Raw genomic sequence first — 26,308 nt, forward strand, 5'->3', positions numbered from 1 at the left:
TTCAGGCTGTACCGCGGGCATGTAAAAAAACCTACAGGCAAGCTAAAATACGGCGCGAGCGGACACAAATATATGCGCAGGGAGGCGCAAAATGCGCAAGCTATCGCGAACGGCGAGCGCAAATTTAGCCCGCTGCGGTAGGTAAAATTTCGCTATAATTTTGCCAATTTAACAAAGGAGAAAAGGGTGAGCGTAGAATTTCGCGTCAAAAATAAAAAGCGACCGCTATTTATGGGGTATTCGGACGCCATGAGCGTTAGCAAAGCATTGGATTTCCTGCCCGATCTATCGGTATTTGGCATAGACGAGAGCGCCGAGGACTTTGACGAGAGGGCGTTTTTTAAATCGCCTTTGAGTGAGTATGAATGTTTGATTTTGGGCGTGTGGGGCAAGAGCGGGCGCGGAATGGAGCTAAGATATGACGAGGAGCAGCAAAGCTACGCCGTGCGCGTAAATACGCCCGCGACGGTATTTGATTGGGTTTTGGCGATCTCATATCTGCAGGCGCTATCTAAGCAGCTAGGAAGCGAGATCACGGATGAAAACGGCGAAATTTACGCTCACGACAGGATAGAGCAATTCGACTACGAGCGCGATATAGCGGCGGGGCTACATTCGATAGATCAGCATTTAAGCGGCGATACGGAGATAAATTTTTGCTATGGGGTGCAGAGGCCTTTTGCGATAAACCGCGCGATGATGGATGAAATTTTAGCCTCATACAACCCCGCCGCCGAGTTTAGCAAGCGGCTAACCGAGGTGCAGTACCTAGACGCTTACAGCGCGCACCAGAGGTTTTACCGAAATGGAGATGACGGCGCGATAATGGGCTCATACGCGCTCACGCAAGACCTACCCACCATCCTGTCTTACAAGCCGTTTGTGGAGTGGCAAAACGCGGAGATGCTGAAAAATAGCGACGTCGCGCGCTGGCAGATCGCGCTCATAGGCATAGAGGGCGACGAAAAAGACGCCAGTAACTACCGCGCCATCGCCGAGCTGGAATATGGCGAGTTTATCGCGCGCCTGCCGAAGCAAAACTACCGCTTCATCGATGCGAGCTATATTTTAGTTGACGGGCTAAACGTCAATCAGCTAAAGGCACTGGCGGGCTAAATTTTACTTGCGGTGAAATTCTACAGAATTTTATCGAGGATTGACGCCGCAAAATTTAAAGACACGGAATTCGCGGTAAATCTCGCGACGCGCGAAATTCTAAAAGACAGAATTTTATCGCGATGCAAATTTAAGAATTCCATCACGATAAAATTCCGTCGCGGTAAAATTTAGAAAGGTTAAAATGAAAAGGACCTACTACGATCTAAAAATTTACGATAACGGCATGATGCGAGGTGTGCTGCAAGAGGACATCGAGGCGCTGCCGTTTTTCGACTACTGGCAAAAGATGAGTCTTGGCTCGACGCAGGGCATATACATTGACGAAAGCGGCAAAGAGCATAGGCTCGTCTATCTGCACGACTGGGAGAAATTTTGTAGATTATTCGCTCGCGAACAGGAGCTACTTAAGCGCGCCCCGGTCGGTAGCGAAAATGAGCGATCCGATCAGCGCATCTCGATAGGCAGTGGAAGGATACGACCAAAGCGTAGCACATTTTGGCTGGCGGAGAAATAGCACTCGAGCCGCAATGTATTTCGATAGGCGACAAGTAATGCACTCTCTCACAGTGCAAGCGGATTTTATCCGCCAAATAGCGGCGCGCGTTAATCAGCCAAAATCGCCGCTTCGCTTAAATCCGGGTTTAAATTTAGCTCGTCTATGATAGATAAAAGCTCTGAAATTTCCTTTTTGATCCCCGCGGCGTCCCCTAAGCTAGGCGGCGGCGAAAAGAGCATCGTCTCAAATTTGTTTTTCGCTCCGTTTAAAAATAGATAAAGCTTATCGTCCATAAACGCCACACTCACCCCCATTTTCCCCGCGAATTTTTCCTTTAGCTCTCGCAGACGCTGCATAAACGCGGGCGTCAAAAGATACCTCGCCTCAACCTTATCGTCCGCAAAGACCCGAAATTCTTTACTAAAAAACAGGTCGTCCATCTGCTCTTTTTCGCCTAAAAATCTGGTGTTTAGCGTGCGGCTCGCGACTATAGTTTGCCCGCTAAATTTCTTGTAAAACTCGCAGACCAAGACCGAGCCGCTAAACGCCTGCATATCCTTCATCGCCTCCCATGCAAAAACTATCGCGGATAGTAAATTTAGCGCCGCCGAATCGCTTAGCTCCAGCGTCGCGCCGTTTGGAATGCGGATCGCTTCGCTGAGGTTAAATTTGACGCCTTTGTAAATGCCGCTGATTTGATCTTCGGCGCGAAACTCATCGGGCGAATAGATGCCGATTTTGCGAAATTCTTTACGGCTGATGCCGGCAAATGGATCGTAGTTAAAATTTGGACCAACCTCGCGGATGGCGGCGCGGACGAAAACGTCTTTATAAAACGCTTTGTAATCCCCGAGCTCGCTGGTCACTCGGCCTCTGTTAGCCATTAGCGCGGCGAGAAAAAACGGAATATAGATAATGATGAAAAATAGCGGTGCAAGGCGATTTTCAAAAAGATGCCCTACGGCAAACCCGCCGCCTACAGGCAGTGCTATTATAAATAAAATTCCCAAAAACAGATACTTTACAAATGCTAGCCGGCACTCTTTTTGCTTTTTTGCGGTGGCAACTATCGCTTCGTTTAGATTCAAAATTTTACCTTTTTCTAAATTTACGCAGCGGATTTCGCGCTCGGAGCGAATTTTAGCAAAATTTACGCCGCAAAGATACGGCGGCGCGAGTAAATTTTATTCGGCGGATTAAATTTATGAAATTTACGTCGCGGCGGCGATCTACTCGGACGTGCGCTGATTCAGCCATGCTCTCAGATTGCCCGCGCCCTCTTTTAGCACCCCAAATCCTGCCGCGGCAATACAGACAAAATTAATTAGCGAGCCCCTTCCGCCGACATTTAAAATCCCAAAGCCTACGATCCACAGCGCCGCGCCGAAACCCAGCGTGCACACGGCGGTCGCGATCCCCAGCTTGCGGCGCAAAGGGCTTGGTTTGCGTACCACCTGAACTCGAGTGATCACGTAGCTACCCGCGTATCCTCCGCGGATGAAATACGCGCGCGCAAGCTCGCCCTCCTCCACGGGGATATCGTTAAACTCGCCGCGCAGCTTCACGCCGTCTATCTCGAAAAATACCCAAATTTTGCTATTTCCTCTTGCAGCGTGGACGCGGAGATTTCGAACCTCGCCCGTGATCTCATATTCCAATTTACCTCCTCAAACAGCTTTGCGCTTTGCTTCCGCGCTAAATTCCGCGCCGTAAAATTTTAAAATCTAAATTTTGTCTTGCTTGCAGCGCCGCCCATAAAATTTTAAAGTTGAGATTCTGCTAGCCCTGAATTTAGAGCTAAGCCTTAAAAAATTTAATAGCGATAGAATTTCAAGTAAAACTTCGCCGCTAAATTTAACTAATCGCATGCATGAACTATCTGCGCCTCGTCGAATTGCGCACGTCACAAAATCGCGGCGAAATTCCGCGCCGTAAAAGCTCACAAATCCGCCGCGGCAATATCGCAGACAAAGCCCATCGAAAAAACTGATACCGCGCGACTAGCAGTATAAATATGCGATGCAAGGCGTATAGCACAATAGACGCCATACGACATACGGCGGACGGCGAGCAATACAAAACAGACGGCGCGCACGGCAGGCAGTATAAACCGAAACATGAGCGGGGCAACCAAGCGCCTACTTCTTTAAAATTTGCTCTTTCATGAATTCGTAGAGCTGGCAGGATTTTTTATTGCCCGCGTCGCAGCCCTTTTTGACCCATCCAAGCCCCTTGGAAAATCCGCGCAGATCCCCCTTGCTCACATATAAATAGCCTAAATTATTGCAGGCGTCGCCGTAGCCCAGCTCACAGGATTTGGTGTAAAGCTTCTCCGCCTTGTCGCGATCCTGCGGCGCGCCGAGGCCCTTATCATACGCAACGCCGGCATTATAGCAGCTATCCACTAGCCCGCCGTCGCAACCTCGCTCGAAAAAGCCCACCGCCTTTGCAGGATCCGCCGCGAGCCCAAAACCGCCCGTGAAATAGACCACGGCCGCATTATGACAGCTCTTGGCATAGCCCAAATCGCAGGCCTTAACGTAACGCTGCGCGGCGGCAACGAAGTCCCTACTCAGGTGCCCTCGCTGATACAGGTTGCCTAGCTTGTGGCAGGCTACGGCGACGTTTTTATCGCACGCTGCGTCATAAAATACGCCTGCCTGCGTCGCATTGCCCTCGCCGTCGTATATGGCTCCCAAATCAAAGCAGCTATCTTTCTCGCCTGCCTCGCAAGCTTTAGCAAAAGCGAGCTTGGCGCCATCGTAATCTCCGCGGGAGAGCTTGTCGCGCCCCAGCTGCGCGCAGCTTACGCCGTCGCCGCGGTAGCATTTAAATGATAAAACTGGCGACGGCAAAAAAAGCACCATAACCAAGACGCAAACGGCGATAGAAAGTGCCGTTATGTCGATGATCTTTCTCATATCTATCCTTTTTGCGGCGATGCGCCGCGGGGCTTAAGGAGCGGTCTTGCAGACAAATCCCGTCCGAGTAAATTTTGCGGATGAAATTCCCTCACATGAAATTTGATCTGCGCAAAATTTTAGTACCTCAAGCCTTGTTTTAAAATTTTACTTAAAGCTTCCGCGCCGTAAAATTTTAGAATTTCAAAATTCCGCAAGCGGTAAATTTACGACCGAATTTAAATTTTACGAACAAGGCCCAGTGCAGTAGCAATACCGCGAAATCGCTCGCAAAATTCTAAAATCAAAATTTTACGAGCCGCAAATTTAGAACTAGCTTTAAAATTTTATAGCGATAGAATTTTAAGTCAAATTTCGCGATAAAATTTCATCCCAGATTCCGCCGTAAAATTTCGCTTTGTATTTAAATCATAGAATTTCGTTCGTGAGATTTAGGGCGATCGGCGCGAAATGTAGCCTGTGCGGCTACATTTTTTCTTTCGCGTTTAGACCCATCAGAGCAAACGCCGTGCGGATACTAAGCGCCACGAGCGCAAACAGCTTGAGCTTCGCATCCTCATTCTCGCTGCCTACGACGCGGTTTTCGTTGTAGTATTTGTGAAAGTCCGCCGCGAGCGCCTTTAGGAAATCGGGCAGCTTCTGCAAGCCGCGCGAATTAAATGCGTCGTTTAAAATTTCATTCAAACCAAGCGCCGCAAAAGCTAGGCCGAGCCCCGCTTCATCTAGCGTGCCGAAGTCCGCGCCCAAGACGTCCGCCTCGCGCTTGCCCGCTTTGGTAAAAATTTGATTGACCCGCGCATGGGCGTAGTTGATGTAAAAAATCGGATTGCTGCTATCCTCGCGCGCGAGCTCGTCCACGTCAAACTCAAGCGGCGTCTCGCCCTTTTTACTGATGAAGATAAATCGCATCGCGTCCCTGCCGATCGCGGCGAGCACGTCGCTCATCAAAATCGCGTTGCCCGCGCGCTTGCTCATCTTGTAGGCCTGCCCGTCTTTGAGCAAATTTACCATCTGCATTAGGATGATCTCGAGCCTGCTTTCGTCATAGCCCAGAAAATGCATGGCGGCCTTTAAGCGCGCGATGTAGCCGTGATGATCGGCTCCCCAGATGTTGATGCATCTATCGTAACCGCGCTCAAATTTGTTGTTGTGGTAGACGATGTCGCCCGCAAGATAGGTCGGGCGCGCATCCTCGCGGATGACGACGCGATCTTTTTCGTCGCCAAGCTCGGATGAACGGATCCAAATTTTGCCCTCCTGCTCATACATCTTGCCGCTGCGCTCAAGCTTCCTAATCGTAGGCTCAAGCTCGCCGTAGAGGCTCTTTTCGCTAGCCCAGTTTTGGATGTGAATGCCCGCGTCTGCGAGATCTTTTTGGATGATCTTTAGCACTTCATCTTTAGCAAACTCCGCAAGGATCAAAACGCGCGATTCGTCGCGGAAAATTTCATCGCCAAGCTCGGCGCGCGCAAGAGGGATGATCTCGTCGATATACTCGCCGCGGTAGTATTTCTCGGGGTAGCTCACGTCCTCGCCCGCGAGCTCGCGCGCACGAAGCGCGATCGAAGTGCCCAAAAGCTCGATCTGATTGCCCGCGTCGTTGATGTAGTACTCGGTATCGACGCGGTGCCCCAGATAGCCTCCGATACGCGCGAACGTATCGCCGTAAACGGCGCCGCGCACGTGCCCGATATGAAGCGGACCGGTCGGATTGGCGCTGATGTATTCAAGCAAAATTTTTTGCGGCATAGCGGCGGAATTCCGCGCCTCATCGCAATTTGATGCTACGACGGAATTTGACGCCTCTGCAGAATTCTGCGAAATAAAATTTTGACTAGCGGCGGAATTCTGCGATTTAGCGGCGTCGTTACCGCTTATAGCCAGATTTGCAGCGGAGTCTTTGCAAACAGGCTCACTCGCGCAAAGCTTTTCCGAAGCTGGTAAAATTCCACGTCCAAGCTCGGCGTCGTTTTTCGCAAAATCACCGCCCAATCTAAGAGCATTTTCAGCAAGAGCACCCAACACGGCGGGCTTTAGGTGAAAATTTAGATAGCCGTTCACCGCCGTAGCGCTTAGAATTTCGCTATCTTTAAATTTAGCCGCAAGCTCCTCGGCGATGAGTTTAGGCGCCTTTCGCAGCTCCTTAGCCAGCGCAAAAGCCTCGGGCGAGGCGTAATGAGCCAAACTTTTATCTTTGGGTTTTTCTAAAACGACTTTGCGAGATAAAATTTTAAAAATTTCATTTAAGACTAAATTTTTCAAATCCTTTACGCCTTTTTAGTATCGCTGATTTCGGCGTCTTTGATCTCTTCCTCTGCCTTTTTCTCGACCTTTTCAGGCGTATCGTCCTCCATCTCTTTTTTGAAGGTCTTAATGCCCTTACCTACGCCCTTTGCGAGCTCGGGGATTTTTTTAGCTCCGAAAAGTAACACGATAATCGCTAAGATAATTAACAGTTGTTGAACGCTTACGCCCATTTTTTCTCCTTTAAATTTTCCAAATTTCGATTAGCTTGCCTATGTCGCGGCTTGCCGTTTCTAGTTTGATAGTTTTATAGATTGATCTTAAATTTTCATACGCCGCTTCTAGGCGGTCGTTTATTATGAAATAATCATACTCACCTAGGCACTCCATCTCCTCTTGCGCGTTTTGTAGGCGCAAAGCAATATCGGCAGGATCATTATCGCCGCGAGCGCGCAACCTATCTCTAAGCTCTGACAAGCTCGGCGTAGTAATAAATACGCTAGTAAGCTCGCTTTTAGGCACTTTACTGCGCACGATCTCATATCCTTGCACATCGATGTCAAAAATCACGATCTTACCCCGCTCAAGCTCGCTCGTAGCAGCTTTTAGCGAAGTACCGTAGTATTTGCCGTGGACCAACGCCCACTCTAAAAACTCTCCGCGCTCGATGCCTGCGCGAAACTCGCTCTCGCTTATGAAATGGTAATTCACGCCGTCCGCTTCGCCCGCACGCATTTCGCGCGTCGTAGAGGAGATCGAGAAGTATATCTGCTCGCCAAATTCTGCGATAAGACGCTTTATAAGCGTGCTTTTGCCGCTGCCGCTGGGACCGGAGACGAGCAAAATTTTGCCCCGCACTACCGATCTCCAAACGATATGTCGATATTGATCTTAAAGTCCTTCAGCGCGTCCTTAGCGTCCTTACTGCCCGCAAATTTCTCGATCGTGTTTGCGATGCCCGCTTCCAGATCATCGCGCAGTTTGGTTTTCAGCTCCTCGGCGCTCGGTTTTTTACCGTGCTCGTTACGCAGCGGCTCGCTTTTGGCGCTGGGCTCTAACTCGCTTGCCATAAGGCTGGCAAACTCCGCCGCAGCCGAAGCGGCAAGCTCATTCGGCATAGCTTGTGCGCCAAATTTCATCTCATTTACCTGCTCGGACGCACCAAATTTATGCGCTTTAAATTCGGTGCGCTCCGAAGGCTTTGAAGCATTAAATTTTATCTGCTGCGCGGCACTCTTTGCGAGCTTGTCGGATTTAAATTGCTCGCTATCAGCAGAGCTTGCGGCAAACGAGTTTGCGAAATCGCCCTCCATAGCGCGCAAAAATCCGTCCGCAAACCCGCCAGCAACGCTATCAGCTTGTTCTCTTTGCTTCGGTAAATCTGAGGCGTCTAATATGTGTGGTAAGTTTAGCTCCGAAAAATTCGGTGTAGGAGTAGAATTTATAATCCCGGTATTGCTAGAATTTGCAGAAGCTGCGAAATTTGCGCCAATTGAATTCCATGCTTCATTATGAGCAGACATAGGCGTATTCTGTGCAAGCCCGCCAGTAAATTCCATGCTTTGAAACGGAACGGCGTTATAAAGATTTTTACGAGGTATATCGCCCGCACCCGCTAACGCAATCGGCGTATCTGAAGCGACCTCGTATTGAGACGAAATTTGCGTTTTTTGAAAATCCGTAGCCGCTTTATTTTTATCATGCGCAGATCTTTTATCCTCTTTTTCATCAGAAGCAAACGCAGCCGCGGCAAAATTATCATATCCGCCAAACTCCTCCACGGGCATGCCGGCACTATCGAAAAGCCTGGAAAAATCCATATCAAATCCGCTGTTAACAGGCGCGCCGGCTGCATCTTGCACTACTTGCGAGGCAGAATTTTTTTCATCTGTTTTATAGGCAAATGAGCCGTCTGACTCATGCTGTTCAAGCGTAACGTCCGCAGAGTCTTTCGCTTCCTCTAGATTAGGCGCAGCGTCTACCCCTTTTTCAACAGCAGCTTCATTAGAGCTGCCAGCTCTTTGCAGCTCGTCTTGCTGCGCAAGCGGTAGAGTTTCGCTTGCCCGTGTGGCAGGAATTTCATCTTCTGTCTGCGATTTATCTGTTTTGAAATTCTTAGGATTTTCATCATCTAGCGCCGCTAGAGCTATCGGAGCGTCATCCTTTGCGAGTGGAATTTCGCCCTGGAGCGTATGATTATTTTCAGCAGGCTCGCTTGTGCCGATACTATTTAGCGGCACATCCTCAGGGATATCGCTAGCAGCCAAGCTTAGAGGCATATCGTCTGCGATATTATCCGCAATCTTTTCTGCGACGGCGTTAAGCGGCGTATCATCGGCGATGGTGTCCGCAAGAGCCGCTTCATCTGCAAGCTGTGAGAGCGGAATATCATCTGCGATCTCGTCCGTGCGCGGCATATCACCTACCAACTGCGAAAGCGGCACATCATCTGCAATCTCGGGCGCTATATCGTTTGCCAGCTGCGAAAGCGGTATATCTTTGCCAGAGTCATAAAAGCTATCCACAAGCTCTTCAAAATTACTGCCCAAAGCGGAATTCGCCTGGTCAATCGCATCGATCTCTTTCATTACAGAGCTTGCATCGGCAAATTCTTTCGCCATTTTTTCTTTCGCCTGCACGCTCATATTTTGAACCGAAAACTCGCTGATAAATGTAATGAGCTCAAGCGGCGAAAAAGGCTTAGTAAGGGTATATCGCGCTCCTGGCACCGAGACATTCTTAGGCGTCAGAAACAGCGTCTTATTAAGATCAAATTTTGAAATATCATCGCCATCTTCATAATTTTTTATCGTCAAATCATATTCACTCTCGTCTGCACTATATGCTACCAGGTCCGCACCGATGCGCTCGCAGCAAATATTTACGACACTTGCAACCTGCTCATTGTGATTGTCAAGTAGAATTTTCATTTATGACCTTTTAGAAAGAATTTGGGCTATTGTAAGATATTTTTGGTTATTAATTGCTTATATTTGCGCTAAATTTCGGTTATTTAGGCGATAAACTTTGCAGCATTTTTGCGCTAAATTCTCATCGTGAGTCACAAGCACGAGTGCGCCACGGCTGGATTTTACGTAATCAAAGATCACGCCCATGACCTCGTTTGCGGTATCCTTATCTAAATTTCCAGTAGGCTCGTCGGCGAAGATTATGCGCGGCTTTTTGCAAAGTATACGAGCGATACTCACGCGCTGCTGCTGCCCGCCGCTAAGCTCGCCCACGCCTTGCTTTAAAGTATGTTCGATCTGAAGCTTTTTTAAAATTCCATCATCTATCGCATTATTCGTAAGTTTAGCAGCGAGTTCAATATTTTCGCCAGAGGAGAAACCCTTAAAAAGGTAGTGGGATTGAAATATTATGCCAAAGTCGTTGCGGCGGACTTTAAGTCTCTCATCGGAGTTTAGTTCGTAAATACTGCGCCCGTTATAGATTACCTCGCCCGAGTTCGGTTTTAAGAGCGTGCATAAAATATGAAGCAGGGTCGATTTGCCGCAGCCGCTAACGCCCAAAATGGCGATGCTTTCCCCCTCTTGAACGCTTAAGCTTACATTTTCAAAGAGCGTATAATCATACGCGTGAGTAAGATTTACGCCCTTTAGAAGTTCCATATTTAGCCGATTTGAGCCGCTACTTCGGCTGCGAAGTCTTCGCTCTTTTTCTCTAGACCCTCGCCCACTTCGAAGCGGACGTATTTTACAATCTCGATCTTGCCGCCTAGTTTTTTAGCTTCTTCGTCAATCACCTGCTCAACAGTTTTCTTATCGTCCATCACGTAAAATTGCCCTAGCAGCGTGAGGCGCTGATCAATCTGGGTATTATCAGCGATGAAGCGATCGATCTGGCCCGGTAAAATTTTATCCCAAATTTTTTCAGGCTTATTTTGCTTGCGAAGCTCGTCTTTTAAAACTTTGATCTCTTTGGCTAAAATTTCGTCTGTTAGATGCGCGCGCGAGCCGAACTGCGGGATCTTATGAAGCGGTTTGCCCAAGCGCACAAACTCCTCATTTTCCTTCTCAAACTCGCCTTTAAGAGCCAAAAATTCCTTCTCGATAAAATCGGGATCAAGCTCTTTATAGCTGATAACCTGAGGTTTCATCGCGGCTGCATGCATGCAGAGATTTTTTATAAGCTCCTTCGCACCCTCCGCAGTTCGCTCGCTGTCACAAGCTGCTGCGATGATTACACCTACGCGGCCGTTTGAGTGCAGGTAGCCGTTTACTACTCCGTTTGCGCCCGCCTTAATCGTCTCAAATCTTCTAACGACCAAATTTTCACCGATCGTAGCAATCTGGCTCTTTAGATGCTCATCGAATTTAACGCCGTCGATGACACTGGAATTTAGCTCATCAATGCTGCTAATGCCCTTACTTTGGATATGTAGAGTGGTATTTTTAACTAAATTTATAAAATTTTGATTTTTAGCTACGAAGTCGGTTTCGGAATTTATCTCGCTTATAGTTGCGATCTTGTGATCCGCGCCCACTTCGACGCTCACTAGGCCCTCGCTAGCTAGGCGGTCGGCTTTTTTAGCAGCCTTTCCTAAGCCCTTTTCGCGAAGCAGATCGACGGCCTTATCCATATCGCCGTCTGTTTCAACTAAAGCCTTCTTGCAGTCCATCATCCCCGCTCCGGTGCTTTCGCGGAGCTCTTTTACCATTTGCGCGCTGATTTCCATTACTCTTCGTCCTCGCTTACGTCAAAATCCTCTTCGCTCATCGCCTCGGCTACGACTTCCTCTTTCTCTTCGTCGCTGACGGCCTCGCTCTGCTCGCCGTCCTCGCTCGCATCTTGATCGCGAAGCGCCTTGCCTTCGTTTATCGCCTCAGCCATCTCTTGGCAGAAAAGCTGAACTGAGCGGATCGCATCGTCGTTGCCGGGTATTGGGAAATCGACTACGTCCGGATCACAGTTCGTATCCAAAGGCGCGATAACCGGCATTTTTAGGCGGTTAGCTTCCGCTACGGCGATCTTTTCTTTTACAACGTCGATGACGAAGATCATATCGGGAAGGCCCTTCATATTGCGAATGCCGCCTAGATAAAGCTCAAGCTTCTCTTTTTTGCGGCGAAGCATTAGCGCCTCTTTTTTAGTTAGTAAATTTATCGAGCCGTCCTCTTCCATAGTCTCGATTACTTCGAGCTTGCGGATCGATTGCTTGATAGTGGAAAAATTCGTCAGCATGCCGCCTAGCCATCTGTGGCTCACATAAGGCATGCCGCATTTTTCGGCGTACTCTTTTAGCGTCGCGCCGGCTTGTTTTTTGGTACCTACGAAAAGTATGGTTTTACCCTCGGCAGCCGCGTCGCGAACTATATTATAAGTGTAGCGGAAGTAGCGAATAGTTTTTTGTAGATCTATGATGTAGATACCTTTTCTCTCGCCGAAAATGAATTTTTTCATCTTCGGATTCCATCTGCGCGTTTGGTGTCCGAAATGAACGCCGCACTCTAGCAAATCTCTCATTGTTACCATGAGTTTTCTCCTTGTGGGTTGCCCCGAAATTTAGGTTTCTCCTCCACACCCGTTAACATTTGTTTTTGACAAACGCAACCAAATTTTAGGATTGGTGTGTGTGAATTGAAGCTGAGATTATATTTAAAAATAGCTAAATTAAAGCTAAATTTAATATAATCCAAGCGTAGGCGCGGTTAAATTTTGCGCCGTAAAGATGAGACGGCTGCAAGAGGTACAAGCGAGATTATTCGTCAAATTTAAAACCCGCCAAATTTAAGAAAACGGCAAATTCGCTCTAAATTTCACTCAAAAAATCCCTTTTTCACGAGCTTGCCCTCTTTCACGCAAAACTCCCCTTTCGCGATCACGCTATCTAGGTTTAGAGCTTCGTCAAATACCGCAAAATCAGCGTCAAAGCCCGTTTTTATCTCGCCTTTGCCGCTTAGATTTAGGTATTTTGCGACGTTTTTGCCCATCATGCTTAGTGCTTGCGAGATGGTTAGGATTTTATTTTTCACGCAGGCTTGCAAGACTTCTAAATTCGTCTCGCACGAAGCGCAGCCGTAGCCCACTAACGCGCCGTTTTCGTCAAATCTAGGCACGCTGCCGTTGCCGTCCGAGCTCATCGTTAAGCGCTCTAAATTTAGCCCGTTAGCAAGCCCGTACGCGATAACTTCGTGAAGCGGGGCAAATTTACTTCCGCCGCTCGTGATGTCGATATAGCCGCCCATTTTTTGAAATTTGATCGCCTCGTCAAAGAGCTCCTTCGTTCGCGCGCAGTGCGTCGGCGAGAAGTAATTAACCGGGAACGAATAATCCTTGATCACGCTAAAAATCAGGTCAAATTTATCCGCAAGCCCGCCCATATGCATATGCAGTACGCCGCCTTTTTTCGAGATCATGCCGCCGATGCGGATCTGCGTCAGGGTCTTGATGAGCTCCTGCGCGGTCGGATAGCTGCCGCGGTTGTCGCTCATCGCGATCTTACAGCCGATGACCTTGTCGATGAGTACCAGATCGCGCGTGACAGAGCCCGTAAATGTGACGCTAGGCAGCGCGTAAGAGCCCGTGTGGATGAAGGTCGAGATGCCCTCGTATTCGAGCGCCTTAGCCTTTGAGTAGAGATTCTCTAAGCTCCTCGTGCACCCGTCGGTACCCAGCGTGCCTACGACCGTCGTGGTGCCGTAGCGGATGATCCCAGATAGCGTTATTTCGGGCGTTCGCGAATGATAACCCGCCTCGCCGCCGCCGCCCGTGATGTGCACGTGCTGATCGATGAGTCCGGGCGCTAAAATTTTACCCTCGAGATCATAAACCTCAAGACCCTCGACTCGAAAATCAAGCTCCTTAGAAACGGCTAAAATTTTACCTCCGCCGAGCAAAACGTCGCTCTTGCCGACGTGCTCGGGCGCGTATAGATCGGCATTTTTAAGTAACAGCATATTTTCTCCTTTGCTTTGAGTTTTTGATTTAAATTTTATGTTTTTAGCTTATTTTGACTACAATGTCACGCCGCAATCTCGCCTATTTTTCGCCGCTTCGTTTTACAGCGCCTCTACGTCGAATTTTATAGAGTTTCGGAAAATTTCAACAGCATTGCGGAGAAATTACATACCCTGCTTTGCTTTTCATCCACATAGCTTATTCATCACAAAGCCGCAGAAGCGCCCCGTGACGCCGTCTCTGCGGTATGAAAAATGCCGCTCGTTCTCGAAGGTGCAGCGTGGATCAAATTTAACGTTTCGTACCCCCGCAGCTGCGAGCTCGTCGCGCAGTGCGGCGTTCATATCGAAATGCCCCTGCGTTTTGTAGCGCTCAAACTTGCCCAGATCAAGCCCGCCAAGTTCGTAGTTTCGCACCTTGATATTCGCACCCACGAATACCTTCAGCTCCGTAGCGACGCAGCCGAAGCGCTCGCACATCAAATTTATCGCATTAGTGCAGATCCGCCCTATCACGCCCGCGCGCCCCGCATGCACTGCGGCAACCACGCCGCGCCGCTCGTCCGCGATCAGCACAGGCGAGCAGTCCGCTACCAGCACGCACAGCGCCACGCCGCGCAGATCGGTCACGAGCCCGTCGCAGGGCAGGATTTCATCGCTAGCTGCGCGTAAAATTTCAACTTTGTTTGAGTGGATCTGACGCATAAATTTTAAATTTTGCGGCGCGATGCCGAGCGCAGCGGCTAAAATTTCGCGGTTTTGCGCGACGTTTTGCGGATCGTCGCCTACGTGATCCCCTAAATTTAGACTTGCGTAGGCTCCGCCGCTTACGCCGCCAAGCCGCGTGCTAAAGCCCGCCAGCACGCCGCGTCCGTCTAATACAAACTCAAGATTTTCTCTGCAAATTTCGATTTTAGCCATCACGCGCCGCTTAATACAGGCTCAAAATTTTATCTACCGCGTCCCACGAAAGCCTGTCTTTTTCGCCCTCGGCGCTCGTATCGCGCGCCACAACAGTGCCGCGGCTGGCGGGCCGTCCGCCGGCAAAGCGCAGCTGCGCCGCGACGTATCGCGCGAGCAGATCGGTCTCGATATTTACGCGGCGCCCGATTTTGTAGGTTCCAAAAAGCGTATCTTTGAGCGTGAGCGGGATGATCGTAAGGCGAATGGCACAGCTTTGCGCTTCGCTTTTTAAATTTACGTCCAAGAGGTTTGGATCGCGAACGGAATTTGAGCCGCTAAAATTTTGCCCGCGCAAGCTTGCGCCGTTAAAATTTGCGTCGCGCAGCTCTTTGCGAATAAAATTTCCGCCGCCCGCAAGCACTTCGTTGATCGTTAGGCTCACGCCGTCGATCGCTACCGAGCCCTTCGGCGCTAGCAGCGGCGCTATATGCAGCGGCGCGCGGATAAAAAAATCGACGCCGCTTGCAAGCTTTGAAATTTTATAAATTTCGCCCACGGCATCGACGTGCCCTTGGATCAAATGCCCGTCTATGCGATCTCCAATCCGCATCGCTGGCTCGATATGCACAGAGCCGCGCAGGTTTTGTGCGACGATGACGCGCGCCGTTTCGCTCGAAAGCTGTACCGCAAATCCATCCGCAAAAAGCCGCGTCACGCTCAGGCATGCGCCGTTTACCGCGACGCTATCGCCGAGCGCGGGGCGGTATCTCGCGCGCAGTCGCAGCAAATCACCGCTAAAGCTCGCGACCTGCGCGATCTCTCTGATCAGTCCGTTAAACATTATGAGCCTTTGGAATTTTTACGTGATATTAGCGTAGAATTTTGAAATTTAAGGTTAATCGAAGCTCGGCGAGCGCGAAGCCCGCCGAATGAAGTTTGAAATTATTTTTTAGAAACGATGAAATCGGCTAGCGCTTCGATCGATTCGTCGTTAAGCGAAGCTGCTTGACCCTTCATAACGCCCATCATTCCAAATTTTCCCTTGCCCTCGCCCAAGCTGCCGTCTTTGTAGCCTTTTAGACTAGCGATGATATCTTCCTTGCTTAAGGTGTTTAGCGCAGGTACTTTGCCGCCAAGATAAGGCTTCTCGGCGTTGGCTCCATGACAGGCCACGCATTTTTTATATAAAGTAGCGCCGTCAGCGGCGAATACACTCGAACTAAACGCCGCAACCGCAGCACATGCAATAAGAACTTTTTTCATTCCTATCCTTTCTTTTTAAATTGTGGGTGCAGTATAATCAAAATTTAGTAAATTTCGGTTAAATTTTTGCAATTTGCGCCAAAGAGGCGAAATTCTATTTACTGCGAACTTTAGCATAGGGGCTTGAAGCGGAATTTGCGCTGTAAAATTTTAAGCAAATTTTACCTTCCCGCTGAAATTTCAATCATAGAATTTCGCAGCGAAATTCTAAGGCGAAATTTCATCTAGACGCTAAATTCCATCGCGAAATTCTGCGTAGAATTTTAAAATTTAACTGCTTTACTTTATGCGCGAAATTTCACCTTTTTGCATCTTATAAATTTTATCTGCGGCGCTGAAGTATTTATCATCGTGTGAGATCGCAAAGATCGTGTATCCGCGCGATTTCAGCTCGGGCAAAATACGCTCGTAAAACTCCGCGCGAAACTGCGGATCGAGATCGGCCGCAAACTCATCGAGCATCAAAAATTTGCGCCCGTCCATCAGCACGCTTACGAGCGCCAAGCGCTTGCGCTGCCCGCTAGATAGGCTCGTGGTGCTAAATTTTGCCCCCTTTAGCTCAACCTTATCCTGCAGGTGCGTAAGCGCTAGCCACTCGCGCGCGATCTCCGCATCGCCAGTAGCGTAGTCGAAGAGATAAAAATCGCTGAAAACCGCGCTTATGTTGTTGCTGTAGGCGCGCAGATCAGAGGGTTTAAGAGCCGCGCCGCCCACCAAAATTTCGCCTGCTTGCGGCGTATAAAGGCCCGCTAAAATCATAAAAAGCGTCGATTTTCCGCTGCCGTTTTCGCCGATTAAAAACACCGTCTCGCCCGCATTTAGCTGTAAGCTTACCCCTTTGATGCCGAATTTCCCGTCTGGATACGAAAAGCCTACGTCTTTAAGCTCCAAGCTGCGCCACGGCTGCATTTGCGCAAGCTCGAAGCCCTGCACGAACGGATCTAAGTTTAGCTCATTTATCTTTGCGTAGGCGATCTTGGCGCGTAGTACGCTAGGAAGCGAGAATATGAGCATCATCAAAGGCGCGCGCAAAAAAAGCACCGTAAGCGCGATCGTTACGGCGTTTGCGAGCTCCGCTTTGCCGCCGCTTAGTCCAAAATAAAGCACAAAGCCCACCGCGCCGAGCATCATCACGTTCATAAAATTACTCGCGAACGCGCCGTAAACCTCAGCTCGCAGCGAGCTTTGGCGTAAATTTTGCGCATTGGGCAAAAAGTCGTTTTCGTATAGGCTCTTTGCTTTGGCTAGGCTTAGCGACAGCTCCTTGTGCCCCTCGATCGCCGCGGCGTAGTTTTTATACAAAACGTCCTCGTTTTGGCGGTACAGATCGTAATTTTGCATGACTTTTTTCATCAAAAAGCGGTTGAATACCATCAGCGCGCCGATCCAAACGAATAAAAACGCAAACATCATAGGCGCGATGTATAGCACGTAGATGCCGCAAAATAGCACGATCATCGCGCCTTGGATAAGCTCGGATATGCGCATAAAGCCCTCGGTCAGGCGCGAAATATCGCTGGAAAGGGACGCAAGCAGGTTCGCCTTCGACGCAGCCTCGATGCGCTCGAACTTCGTATCGATGATCTGCTTGATGATCTTGGTGCGCAGATCGAATACAAAGTCGTTTTCCATCTTGCAAAGCATGATACGGCTTAGCACCGAAAGCAGCAGAAATAGCGCCAAGAGTGCGAAAAATAGCGCGATGATGCGCCCGCCTCTTTCGGCGCCGTCAAGTAGATATTTATTGATAAAGCTTAAAATCAAGATCCCCGAGCCGCTGTAGATCGCGTTTAGCGCGAGCATCGCGAGGATTTGTTTGGTATATTTTTTCATCATTTTGCCCCAACGAAATTTGAGCGCAATTGTGGCAAAATTCGCTTGAAAAAACGGTTAAATTTTAAATCCGTTCTCATTTCGCGAATAAAATTTTGCCCTGGTTGCGTAAAATTCCGCCGCTAATCTGCGAGGGATTGCGCCGTAAACATACGCGAAATTTTATCGAGAATCTGCGTTAAATTTCATTTTGATCACGTACCTTTTGCAGAGCATACGCGCTGTCGTTTATATAACGTAATTCCGCGCAAAGCGACGCGCAAAAGCAAAATTTACCGCAAGCGCATTAAATTTTACCTTCTCGCGCCAAGCCACAGCTTATTTTAATCCAAAATTTTGCTTGATGTAGATATGCAAAATATCGATCGCGGCGGGCGTTACGCCACTGATCTCGCTCGCGGCAAAAAGCGTCGGCGGCGCAAAGCGGCTTAGCTTCTGCACGATCTCGTTGCTAAGGCCTCCGATCTTGCTAAAATCGATCTGCGGCGGGATCGCAACGCCAAGCAGCCCCTTCATCCTCTCGACTTCGGCGCGCTGCATCGCGATGTAGAAATGATACTTGCACTGCGTTAAAATTTCATCCAAAACCTCATCGCTAAAGCCCTCAAAATGCGGTGCCAGAGCGAGCAGTCCCGCCTTTGAAAAGCCGCTTTGAGAAGCGATTTTTTGCAAGCTACAGCTTTGCGAAATGGGCTCTGCGCCGATACTTTGCAGCAGGCTAAGCGTCTGTTTCGAAGGAGTAATCTGCGTTTTTAGCAAAAATTCCATTCCGCTCTGCACATCAAGCTTAAACTTGCGCGCCCGCTCGTAGCTCGCCTCGTCTAAAAGCCCGATCTCGCGGCCGTATTCGCTTAGGCGCAGCACGGCGTTGCCCTCGCGTAGCAGCAGGCGAAATTCCGCACGCGAAGTAAACATACGGTAAGGCTCGTTCGTGCCCTTGGTAACGAGATCGTCGATCAAAACGCCGATATACGCCTCATCCCTACGCAAAATCAGAGGCTGCCGCCCGTGCAAATCAAGCACGGCGTTGATGCCCGCCATCAGCCCCTGCGCCGCGGCCTCCTCGTAGCCGGTGGTGCCGTTGATCTGGCCTGCTAAAAACAGCCCGCGGATCTTTTTGGTCTCGAGGCTGTGTTTAAGCTCGGTAGGATCGATGAAATCGTACTCGATCGCATAGCCCGGGCGGACGATTTTTGCATTTTCAAAGCCTCTGATCGTGCGCAAAAATGCAATCTGCACGTCGTAAGGAAGGCTCGTAGAGAGGCCGTTTACGTAATACTCCGTAGCCTCGCGCGTCTGCGGCTCGACGAAGACGTGGTGGCGGTCTCGATTTGGAAATTCATAAATTTTAGTCTCGATGCTCGGGCAGTAGCGCGGGCCGGTGCTTGAAATTTGCCCCGTAAACATCGGCGCGCGGGCAAAATTTTCGCGGATGATCTCGTGCGTGCGCTCGTTCGTATAAGCGATAAAGCAAGCAAGTTGCTTCGGCGCAAAATCTTTGCTGCGAAAGCTAAAAGGGCGCGGATCCGCGTCGCCGTCTTGGCGCTCAAGCACGCTAAAATCGATCGTCTTAGCATTGATCCTCGGGCAGGTGCCCGTCTTTAGCCGCCCCATTTGCAGCCCCAGACTTCGCAGCGATTCGGCTAGCTCGACGCTCGCCAGCTCGCCCACGCGCCCCGCTTGCAGCTTGTTTTCGCCTACGTGAATTAGCCCGTTTAAAAAGGTGCCGGCGGTGATTATCAGATGCTCGGTCTCATAAACGTTGCCAAGATGGGTCTTAATCCCGCAAACGCGCGGGCCGTCGCCTCGCTCGCAGGTTAAAATTTCGCTCGCGATCTCCTGGCTTACGTCCAGCCCCTGCGTGTTTAGCAGCAAATTTCGCATATAGATGCGGTATTCATCCATATCGATCTGAGCGCGCGAGCCGCGCACGGCTGGACCTTTGCTCTCGTTTAAAATTCTAAATTGTAGCCCGCACGCATCCGCCGCAAGCCCCATCTGACCGCCCAGCGCGTCAATCTCCTTTACCAGATGCCCCTTAGCAAGGCCGCCGATTGCAGGGTTACAGCTCGCAGCGCCGATCTGCTCGGCCAAGATCGTAATCAACAGCGTCTTTGCGCCCATTTTTGCGGCGGCTAAGCTTGCCTCTATGCCCGCGTGCCCGCCGCCCACAACGATAACGTCGTATTTCATTTTTTACCTTTAAATTTAAAGCCGCAATTTTAGCCAAAATAAAATTTCAAAACGATAAATCGCGCGCAGATACCATGGGTAGCGGCTCGCTATGTATTTTTCATACGCGTAAAATTTTACCGCGCCGCAACTTTGAAGCGAGTTTAATTTGCTCCGTCGCATAAGCAGAATGCGGACGAGCCGTCCGTAAAAATCGCGGTGCAAAAATCGGCGCGCGGAGGATGTAAAATTCCGTATAAAATTTTTAGCGCAAATTCCCGCGCCAAAATTTCATGCGCGAGCCTTGCTTTAAATTTCGCATTGTATAATTACGCATTTTTTCAAAAAGGTTAAGTGTTGATAGACAAATTTTATATTTCCGAGCTGAAAGATCGCGTGATAGGCGGCTGCGAGATTGCGAAGGAGCAGGCGCTAGAGCTGGCGCGATGCGAGGATTTAGACGCGCTTTTTGCGGCGGCGGATGAGATCAGGCGCGAGTTTTGCGGCGATAAATTTAATCTTTGCACGATCATAAACGTAAAATCGGGGCGCTGTAGCGAGGACTGCAAATACTGCGCGCAATCGGCGCATTTTAACACGGGCTGCGAGACTTACGGAATTTTGAGCGAGCGGCAGGTACTAAGCGCCGCGCTTGCAAACGAAGCCGAGCAGACGCACCGCTTCTCGCTCGTCGCCAGCGGACGCGGAATTTCTCAAAAAAGCTCCGATCTTAAGGCATACTGCACGATCTATAAGCGGCTGCGAAGCGAAACGCGGCTGCATCTGTGTGCCTCGCTGGGGATCGCTTCAAAGCCCGCGCTGGCGCTGCTTAAAGCAAGCGGCGTGCAGACCTATCATCACAATCTCGAGACTTCACGCAAATTTTATCCGCAGATCTGCACGACGCACAGCTACGACGAGCGTATCCAAACTATCGAGAATTGTCGCGCCGTGGGGCTTGACGTATGTAGCGGCGGGATTTTCGGGCTGGGCGAGGGCATGGAGGATCGCATCGATATGGCTCTGCAACTGCGAGAGCTGGGCGTTAGCTCCGTGCCGATCAATATCCTGACCCCGATTAAAGGCACTCCGCTGCAAAACGCCGTGCCGCTGGCGCACGATGAAATTTTAAAATCGATCGCGATCTACCGCTTCATCTTGCCGCGCGCGTATCTGCGTTTCGCAGGCGGCAGGCGGAATTTAGGCGAGCACGTGCGCACGGCACTTGGATGCGGTATCAACTCGGCGCTTACGGGCAATTTCCTAACCACCACCGGCGATAGCATCGCAAGCGATAAGGCGCTTGTGGCGCAGTGCGGGTTCGACCTCGCAAAGGGCGCGGATTAGCGGCGGTCGGGAATTAAAGATAAAATTTAAGAGGCGGCTATGAAGTTAAAATTTTTCCCTTCCCTTATTTTGGTTGTCTTGCTTGGAGGTTGCTCGCTGCTCCCGCAGGGCGACGAGGAAGCTCCATTCTTGGCGGACGCGAGCAGATGCGATGTCGCAAGCCCGCTAAGCAAGGGGCAGTCAAATCGCTGCGCGAAGCAGCAAAAAATTGACGCCGAAGTCGCGCGAAAGGCGCAAGAGCAAGCAGCTTCGCAAGATACGCTTAATTCATTTAGAGCGGATAGCGCGCAAGCGCAGCAAAGAGCGCAGGAGAGGTATATCGCCACGCAGCAAAGCTTAATGCAACAGCAAACACAGCAGCAACTGGAGCAGATGCAGCAGCGACATAACATGAGAAATTTACAAAACGAACAAAACTGGAACAGGCTGCGTAATCTTGAAAATATAAGCAGCGGCGGGATTTAGCCGTGAATTTTACAATTTGATCTAAATTTTAATTCGCGCGACTTTCATTCTAGATCAATTAACCTCGATAAAATATGATGAAATTTCAGCCAAAATGCTTCAAAATCAAATGAGGTCTTAAATTTCAAGGGCAGACAGCTGAATGATAGAAAATTTTAATTGATTTTAAGTGATGAAATGGTGACCCACAGGAGATTTGAACTCCTGTTACCGGCGTGAGAGGCCAGCGTCCTAACCACTAGACGAGTGGGCCGCGAAATTGAAAGTGAGATAATAGCGAAGTGTATATAAATTTTGGATTAAATTATATATTTTTGGCAAAAATAACACAAAATAAAATTTTCACCGAAAACTTAAAGCTTTTTGGCATAGCCGCAAATCTTGGTGCTCTAGAAAGTCCGATATGCCGCCCATTCTAGATGGCACATAAATAAGTTCCGTCGTTGCAGCCATAAGCCAAATCGATATCATAAAAGCTTGCTGCGCCTTGCTATCATCATCAAAAACGCTAATAATTTAATCGCGCTGATTCAAAGCAAACGATAAAGAAGTCAAATTTAGCATAGCTTTTATTTGGCTTCTAGGCTTTTTAGATACTCATATACTCTTTTATCCTCATTTTTCCTTGCCCAATCCGATGGAGTTACGCTTTGGTTATGAGAACATCTAGCTTTTGGATCGGCGCCTCTTTCTACTAGATATTTTACGATTTCTAGACTATGAGAACTTGCCGCATAATTTACCATGGAGCAGCCATCCCTATCCTTTGCTTTAAAATTTCCGCCGTATTTTTCCAAAAGCTTTACGAGCCTAAAACTCTTCTCATCGTCGTGTTGGCTTCCGAATACGCTCATCATCATTGCGTTATCGGTCAGTCTTTTTGCGCACTCTAGCATCGCGCGAAGCGAATTTTCGCTACCTAACATTACCGCCATTTCGATGGGGGTGGTATTTTCATGACCTTTAAAATTCGGATCGCCGCCCATTTCGCAGTATTTTTTAGCATCTTTGGCGTTGTCTGAATATGCCGTTTTGTGAAGCAATGTTTGTATCTCATCTATACTAAAATTCTCTTCGATTTTGGGTGCGACGGGATAGCTTTCGTCGTAAATCTCCTTTAATGAATTTGTACCGTAGTATTTACCCGGCTCGTCTTTAAAAATCAAATTTATACCATTTAAATCCGTAAGTTCTATAGAGTCGTTTGTTTTTAAATTTATTATCTTGTTGAAGTTAAAAACTAAATCATCCTTTTTAACCCCGCTATCAAAGATGAAAAAGTGGCTAAACTCGTAAGGAAATTCGTTTTTGTATTCAGGGTTTGACGCCGGATTTATCCTAGAATCGCCGATTTCTATCTTATCATGCCCCCATCTTTTGCCAAATATAAATATATTTGTACCCCAGCTTTTTGAAATTTTATCATCGTTCTCGCCCATTACGAAGATATCGTTTCCCCATGGGTCTTCCACATCGCTTCTGCCGCCCGTCAAAATATAGACGTTGTTATTTCCGGGGCAAACTATAGAGTGCCTCGTATCGCTTTCGGCTATAATGATTTCGTCTGAGTTTTGGTTGCAGCGAGAATTTATATCCCAATATATGGTTTTGCTAAAATTTAAACTCACGTCTTCTAATACGGTGGTATCAAATCCTTGCGTCACTAAAATCTTTTTAGGAAAATATCCTTTCGCCTGCCCGTCTTTGATAAATTTTTCCAAGCTTTGAAAATCGGTTATATTGCCTCCAAAACAGCTGCCGACCATCAAAAACAATATAACGATAAATCTCATACTCGCTCCTCTTTTCGAGATAAAATCTTAAAAATTATACAAAATTTGTAAGCAAAATTTACTAAAAACAGCTCAAATTTAAAAATCAAAAATAAACGTTTTTAATGCTTATAGTAATGGCACTTGAATAGTTGTAAATTTTAAGCTGCTCCGCTGTTTTTAAATTTAAAAAGTTAAATTAATTTTAAACACAATTTGCATAAAATCCCATTTCAAAAATGTATTACGCGAGTGGCGGCGGCAAATTCAAGCATCATAACGGCGATACCAGATTAAAGTCTCTATAGCGGCGATGGACATAAAACATCGCGGCGGTGCTAGGCTAATCGTCGCGGCGCGCCGGACATAGCCCTCGCAGTGCGCCAAGCATGAAGCGTTCGTAACGGAGCTAAATTTAAAGCCCGCGTGGCGATAATCAAAGTAGCGCCCGCCGCTCATCTGCGCAGTGCAAGCAGCGAACCGCGCATTAAAATTTAAAGGGATAAAATGAATAAAGCTTTTCAAAGAGCAAAGCTGCAAGGCACACTCGGCGCGCTCTGCCTACTGGTCGGCAGCGCGGCGTATTCTATAAAAGGCGAGATCGCGTACTTGGATTCTCAAATCTTAGTGTGGATTTTTGCCTTCACATTCCTTTACCACGCGCTTAAAAACATCCAAAATATCACGGGCCCGCAGGTCTTTATAATCTTCAAATACGCCTATAGCATCGCGCTTGCGGCGCTGCTATATTTTTCAGCCATTTATATACTCAGAAGATGTGATTGTAGTAGGCTGAAAATATACGTGCCGTATTTGATATTTGCAGTTACGGTCGCTTGGATAATTATAAATTTTAAGTTGTACGCCGCTACCGGATGCAAGCTTTTTGCCATATATGCCGCTCTGCTAATCGCAGGCATCGGCGCAGACGTCATCTACGGCATGATGTTTAAAATACCGGCTCCCGCCGCTATAACGATGGGCGTCATAAATTGCATGGAGCTATTAAATTTAATCTTAAATCCATTAGCGTCCGTAGTGCTGCTTCTTGCGTGGTTTAATATGAAAAACCCCGCCAAAGCAAAGGATCTATGGAGCCGGGCGGAAAGATAAAATTTCGATCGCGCTTATACTCGCGCGGGGTTTAAATTTAGACCGCGCGACGGCGCTTGCAGAGATAAAATTTCACGCCTGCCCGTGCTGTTTCGTCAAAGACACGGTCGCTAAGCCCGCCCGCTTACTATCCATCTACGCGGTGCAAGCCATAAGCCATATCGGCGCAACCCTCGGCAAGATCAAGCAAATATGAAATTTAAGCAAATGCCGCTTTATACGATTATAAGGCCCCTTCGCCGCACTCGTAGCCGAAAATTTTAATCCCGGTGTCGCTCTGCTCGTAGCGTAGCGCGGGGATTTTTTGCAGTAGATTTTTTAGCTTCGCTAGATCGTTTTTTCGTCCGCCGTCGAAGGCTCGCGGCACCCATACCCACGCGATCTCGTCGTATGCGAACGAACCTACCGTAAAGCTAGCTCGCTTTGAGCCCGCCTCCCATTTGGAGGAGTTTTTGATCGCGTAGAAGTTCGGATAGAGGATTTTTTTAATGATAAAGCATTTGCAAAATTTAAAATCCGCGAAAAACTCCGCCCACGTCGCATCCTCGGTAAAATAGCCCTTCGCGCGCAGGCGATTTTTCTCTTTGCGCAGCCTGATAGGCTCGTAAAATCGCTGCCAAGCCTTCGCGCAGGCATCCATAAACGCGAGTATGCGGGCGAAGTAAATTTTAAAAAGCGCCTTAAAAAGCTCCATCTACTTCTCGATCTGTGATTTTAGCGACTTATCGATTGCGATCTCGTTTGAGTTTATGTCGATCGTTTGAAGCGCCTTGTCCTGGAAGATAAATCCGACCTCCTTCGCGCCGAAGCTCTTGGCGATCGCCTCCAGTGTGTCGGTCGCGGATTTGTGGATCTTGCCGCCCAGATCGTTGATGATTTTTAGCGAGAGCTGCTTGACCTCGTCCTTAGCATCGTCGATGAGATGGTTTTTATCGCTCTCGTCAAAGCTCGCGCCGAATAGCCCGTTTAGCGAATCGGGCAGCAGAAACGGCAGCAGCTTGGCGTTTTTCTCGTCGTAAATTTTCATATCTTTGATCGAGTATTTGTATTTGCACGGCGGCATCTTGATCTCGTAGCGATCCTCGCCCTGCGGTAATATCGCAAAGCTGGGGCTTAGCAGGTCGTAAACGAACTCGATCTCAAACTCGAAGATGATGGCGATCTGCTTTTTCGTCATCAGCGGCGAAACGAGCGAGCCCAGCAGCCCGCTGCCTACGTTTTGCTTGCGCGTGACGATCTCTTTGGAGTAAATTTTAAAAACGCTCAGCTCGCCGATGCTTTTAAGCCGCGTGATGTCGGTGGCGATCTGCGGCTTGCTCGCCTGCTCGCCGCTTTTGCGCATCTTAAAAAACATAAAAACCAAGATGCAAAATATCACTAAATTTAGAAGAAAAGCAAAATTTTCCAAATTTCATCCTTTAAAATTTTATCGGTATTTTAGCAAAATACAGCGCCGATTTGTAGTGCAATTGAAATTTTACGATTTTTGCGACGCGAAATTTTAAAATCGCAAAAGAAATTTTAAAGAAGCGAGCCGCGATTATAAAATTTAACACGGACGTAGTCCGCCCCACCGCTAGCGTCGTCGGGGGATGGGTGGGTTTGTGGGCGAGCAGAGCAATGCGGTGCTGCGGGGTAGCGCCGCCTCTGCGAGAAGTGTGACCTCGCAATTGGGGCCCCCTTCCCGCCCCGAGAGAAATACACAAAGAGCTAAAATACTAAAATTTAACATAGTGAAATCTT

24 protein-coding genes and 1 tRNA gene are annotated in these 26,308 nt (G+C 48.6%); 5 read left to right on the forward strand and 20 right to left on the reverse strand.

Annotated elements, in window-relative coordinates; all coding sequences use genetic code 11:
- The first annotated feature begins 186 nt into the window (after positions 1–186).
- Both Q0600_RS03835 and Q0600_RS03840 read left to right on the forward strand, forming a co-directional pair.
- Positions 187–1,116, forward strand: a complete 930-nt coding sequence (locus Q0600_RS03835) for a DUF4299 family protein (RefSeq protein ID WP_298757095.1) — start codon at positions 187–189, stop codon at positions 1,114–1,116.
- A 184-nt stretch (positions 1,117–1,300) separates the two neighbouring features.
- Positions 1,301–1,633, forward strand: a complete 333-nt coding sequence (locus Q0600_RS03840) for a hypothetical protein (protein WP_298757096.1) — start codon at positions 1,301–1,303, stop codon at positions 1,631–1,633.
- An 89-nt stretch (positions 1,634–1,722) separates the two neighbouring features.
- On the opposite strand, the gene Q0600_RS03845 is transcribed toward Q0600_RS03840, so the two are convergent.
- The 16 genes from Q0600_RS03845 to mnmG form a co-directional block, all read right to left on the reverse strand.
- Positions 1,723–2,703: a DUF3137 domain-containing protein gene (locus Q0600_RS03845; RefSeq protein WP_298757097.1), complete on the reverse strand. Its 981-nt coding sequence runs from the start codon at positions 2,701–2,703 to the stop codon at positions 1,723–1,725.
- A 141-nt stretch (positions 2,704–2,844) separates the two neighbouring features.
- Positions 2,845–3,273: a hypothetical protein gene (locus Q0600_RS03850; protein WP_298757098.1), complete on the reverse strand. Its 429-nt coding sequence runs from the start codon at positions 3,271–3,273 to the stop codon at positions 2,845–2,847.
- Between the two features lie 480 nt (positions 3,274–3,753).
- Positions 3,754–4,536, reverse strand: a complete 783-nt coding sequence (locus Q0600_RS03855; protein ID WP_298757104.1) for a tetratricopeptide repeat protein — start codon at positions 4,534–4,536, stop codon at positions 3,754–3,756.
- A gap of 465 nt (positions 4,537–5,001) precedes the next feature.
- Positions 5,002–6,798 carry an arginine--tRNA ligase gene (gene argS, locus Q0600_RS03860; protein ID WP_298757107.1) on the reverse strand — a complete coding sequence of 599 codons (1,797 nt, stop codon included), beginning with the start codon at positions 6,796–6,798 and terminating at the stop codon, positions 5,002–5,004.
- 5 nt (positions 6,799–6,803) lie between these two features.
- Positions 6,804–7,013 carry a twin-arginine translocase TatA/TatE family subunit gene (locus tag Q0600_RS03865; protein WP_297944621.1) on the reverse strand — a complete coding sequence of 70 codons (210 nt, stop codon included), beginning with the start codon at positions 7,011–7,013 and terminating at the stop codon, positions 6,804–6,806.
- 10 nt (positions 7,014–7,023) lie between these two features.
- On the reverse strand, positions 7,024–7,638 hold the full coding sequence (gene gmk, locus Q0600_RS03870) for a guanylate kinase (RefSeq protein WP_298757110.1): 615 nt from the start codon (positions 7,636–7,638) through the stop codon (positions 7,024–7,026).
- Positions 7,638–9,710 carry a hypothetical protein gene (locus Q0600_RS03875; protein WP_298757113.1) on the reverse strand — a complete coding sequence of 691 codons (2,073 nt, stop codon included), beginning with the start codon at positions 9,708–9,710 and terminating at the stop codon, positions 7,638–7,640. Before Q0600_RS03875 ends, gmk begins: the two co-directional genes overlap by 1 nt.
- Before the next feature lie 57 nt (positions 9,711–9,767).
- Positions 9,768–10,409, reverse strand: a complete 642-nt coding sequence (locus Q0600_RS03880; protein ID WP_298757116.1) for an ABC transporter ATP-binding protein — start codon at positions 10,407–10,409, stop codon at positions 9,768–9,770.
- A 2-nt stretch (positions 10,410–10,411) separates the two neighbouring features.
- Positions 10,412–11,476 (reverse strand): translation elongation factor Ts, encoded by a 1,065-nt coding sequence (gene tsf, locus Q0600_RS03885; protein WP_298757118.1) that lies wholly within the window; start codon positions 11,474–11,476, stop codon positions 10,412–10,414.
- Positions 11,476–12,273 (reverse strand): 30S ribosomal protein S2, encoded by a 798-nt coding sequence (gene rpsB, locus Q0600_RS03890; protein WP_297896475.1) that lies wholly within the window; start codon positions 12,271–12,273, stop codon positions 11,476–11,478. The genes tsf and rpsB overlap by 1 nt, the downstream gene beginning before the upstream one ends.
- Positions 12,274–12,557: 284 nt before the next feature.
- A complete protein-coding gene (iadA, locus tag Q0600_RS03895; RefSeq protein WP_298757122.1) occupies positions 12,558–13,697 on the reverse strand; it encodes a beta-aspartyl-peptidase in 1,140 nt (379 codons plus the stop codon).
- A 186-nt stretch (positions 13,698–13,883) separates the two neighbouring features.
- On the reverse strand, positions 13,884–14,618 hold the full coding sequence (locus Q0600_RS03900; protein ID WP_298757124.1) for a polyphenol oxidase family protein: 735 nt from the start codon (positions 14,616–14,618) through the stop codon (positions 13,884–13,886).
- Positions 14,619–14,628: 10 nt separating this feature from the next.
- Positions 14,629–15,441 (reverse strand): riboflavin synthase, encoded by an 813-nt coding sequence (locus tag Q0600_RS10550; RefSeq protein ID WP_366517536.1) that lies wholly within the window; start codon positions 15,439–15,441, stop codon positions 14,629–14,631.
- Positions 15,442–15,542: 101 nt separating this feature from the next.
- Positions 15,543–15,863 carry a c-type cytochrome gene (locus Q0600_RS03915; RefSeq protein WP_291936277.1) on the reverse strand — a complete coding sequence of 107 codons (321 nt, stop codon included), beginning with the start codon at positions 15,861–15,863 and terminating at the stop codon, positions 15,543–15,545.
- Between the two features lie 279 nt (positions 15,864–16,142).
- Positions 16,143–17,696, reverse strand: coding sequence for a cyclic peptide export ABC transporter (locus Q0600_RS03920; RefSeq protein WP_298757127.1), 1,554 nt, complete (start codon positions 17,694–17,696; stop codon positions 16,143–16,145).
- A 318-nt stretch (positions 17,697–18,014) separates the two neighbouring features.
- Positions 18,015–19,889: a tRNA uridine-5-carboxymethylaminomethyl(34) synthesis enzyme MnmG gene (gene mnmG / locus Q0600_RS03925; RefSeq protein WP_298757130.1), complete on the reverse strand. Its 1,875-nt coding sequence runs from the start codon at positions 19,887–19,889 to the stop codon at positions 18,015–18,017.
- 333 nt (positions 19,890–20,222) lie between these two features.
- Between mnmG and bioB the strand changes: the two genes are divergently transcribed.
- Positions 20,223–21,215, forward strand: a complete 993-nt coding sequence (bioB, locus tag Q0600_RS03930) for a biotin synthase BioB (RefSeq protein WP_298757132.1) — start codon at positions 20,223–20,225, stop codon at positions 21,213–21,215.
- Positions 21,216–21,254: 39 nt separating this feature from the next.
- Positions 21,255–21,680 carry a hypothetical protein gene (locus Q0600_RS03935; RefSeq protein WP_298757135.1) on the forward strand — a complete coding sequence of 142 codons (426 nt, stop codon included), beginning with the start codon at positions 21,255–21,257 and terminating at the stop codon, positions 21,678–21,680.
- A 178-nt stretch (positions 21,681–21,858) separates the two neighbouring features.
- Here the strand turns inward: Q0600_RS03935 and Q0600_RS03940 are convergent.
- Positions 21,859–21,933, reverse strand: a tRNA-Glu gene (locus Q0600_RS03940).
- A 316-nt stretch (positions 21,934–22,249) separates the two neighbouring features.
- Positions 22,250–23,473, reverse strand: a complete 1,224-nt coding sequence (locus Q0600_RS03945; protein WP_298757138.1) for an ankyrin repeat domain-containing protein — start codon at positions 23,471–23,473, stop codon at positions 22,250–22,252.
- A gap of 486 nt (positions 23,474–23,959) precedes the next feature.
- Between Q0600_RS03945 and Q0600_RS03950 the strand changes: the two genes are divergently transcribed.
- Complete coding sequence (locus Q0600_RS03950) at positions 23,960–24,565, forward strand: hypothetical protein (RefSeq protein ID WP_298757141.1); 606 nt, start codon at positions 23,960–23,962, stop codon at positions 24,563–24,565.
- Between the two features lie 223 nt (positions 24,566–24,788).
- Here the strand turns inward: Q0600_RS03950 and Q0600_RS03955 are convergent, their stop codons facing one another.
- Both Q0600_RS03955 and Q0600_RS03960 read right to left on the reverse strand, forming a co-directional pair.
- A complete protein-coding gene (locus tag Q0600_RS03955; protein WP_298757144.1) occupies positions 24,789–25,259 on the reverse strand; it encodes a hypothetical protein in 471 nt (156 codons plus the stop codon).
- Positions 25,260–25,973 carry a DUF4230 domain-containing protein gene (locus Q0600_RS03960; protein WP_298757147.1) on the reverse strand — a complete coding sequence of 238 codons (714 nt, stop codon included), beginning with the start codon at positions 25,971–25,973 and terminating at the stop codon, positions 25,260–25,262.
- Positions 25,974–26,308: the final 335 nt, after the last annotated feature.

This window comes from uncultured Campylobacter sp. (assembly GCF_938041645.1).
Lineage (GTDB): Bacteria > Campylobacterota > Campylobacteria > Campylobacterales > Campylobacteraceae > Campylobacter_B.

What these genes read in the sequence shown, in the direction of transcription:
- Q0600_RS03840 (WP_298757096.1), top strand. Translation starts at nt 1,301, where the DNA reads ATGAAAAGGACCTACTACGATCTAAAAATTTACGATAACGGCATGATG.
- Q0600_RS03855 (WP_298757104.1), bottom strand. Translation starts at nt 4,536, where the DNA reads ATGAGAAAGATCATCGACATAACGGCACTTTCTATCGCCGTTTGCGTC.
- Q0600_RS03865 (WP_297944621.1), bottom strand. Translation starts at nt 7,013, where the DNA reads ATGGGCGTAAGCGTTCAACAACTGTTAATTATCTTAGCGATTATCGTG.
- Q0600_RS03875 (WP_298757113.1), bottom strand. Translation starts at nt 9,710, where the DNA reads ATGAAAATTCTACTTGACAATCACAATGAGCAGGTTGCAAGTGTCGTA.
- Q0600_RS03880 (WP_298757116.1), bottom strand. Translation starts at nt 10,409, where the DNA reads ATGGAACTTCTAAAGGGCGTAAATCTTACTCACGCGTATGATTATACG.
- tsf (WP_298757118.1), bottom strand. Translation starts at nt 11,476, where the DNA reads ATGGAAATCAGCGCGCAAATGGTAAAAGAGCTCCGCGAAAGCACCGGA.
- rpsB (WP_297896475.1), bottom strand. Translation starts at nt 12,273, where the DNA reads ATGGTAACAATGAGAGATTTGCTAGAGTGCGGCGTTCATTTCGGACAC.
- iadA (WP_298757122.1), bottom strand. Translation starts at nt 13,697, where the DNA reads ATGCTGTTACTTAAAAATGCCGATCTATACGCGCCCGAGCACGTCGGC.
- Q0600_RS03900 (WP_298757124.1), bottom strand. Translation starts at nt 14,618, where the DNA reads ATGGCTAAAATCGAAATTTGCAGAGAAAATCTTGAGTTTGTATTAGAC.
- Q0600_RS10550 (WP_366517536.1), bottom strand. Translation starts at nt 15,441, where the DNA reads ATGTTTAACGGACTGATCAGAGAGATCGCGCAGGTCGCGAGCTTTAGC.
- Q0600_RS03915 (WP_291936277.1), bottom strand. Translation starts at nt 15,863, where the DNA reads ATGAAAAAAGTTCTTATTGCATGTGCTGCGGTTGCGGCGTTTAGTTCG.
- Q0600_RS03920 (WP_298757127.1), bottom strand. Translation starts at nt 17,696, where the DNA reads ATGAAAAAATATACCAAACAAATCCTCGCGATGCTCGCGCTAAACGCG.
- mnmG (WP_298757130.1), bottom strand. Translation starts at nt 19,889, where the DNA reads ATGAAATACGACGTTATCGTTGTGGGCGGCGGGCACGCGGGCATAGAG.
- Q0600_RS03935 (WP_298757135.1), top strand. Translation starts at nt 21,255, where the DNA reads ATGAAGTTAAAATTTTTCCCTTCCCTTATTTTGGTTGTCTTGCTTGGA.
- Q0600_RS03945 (WP_298757138.1), bottom strand. Translation starts at nt 23,473, where the DNA reads ATGAGATTTATCGTTATATTGTTTTTGATGGTCGGCAGCTGTTTTGGA.
- Q0600_RS03950 (WP_298757141.1), top strand. Translation starts at nt 23,960, where the DNA reads ATGAATAAAGCTTTTCAAAGAGCAAAGCTGCAAGGCACACTCGGCGCG.
- Q0600_RS03955 (WP_298757144.1), bottom strand. Translation starts at nt 25,259, where the DNA reads ATGGAGCTTTTTAAGGCGCTTTTTAAAATTTACTTCGCCCGCATACTC.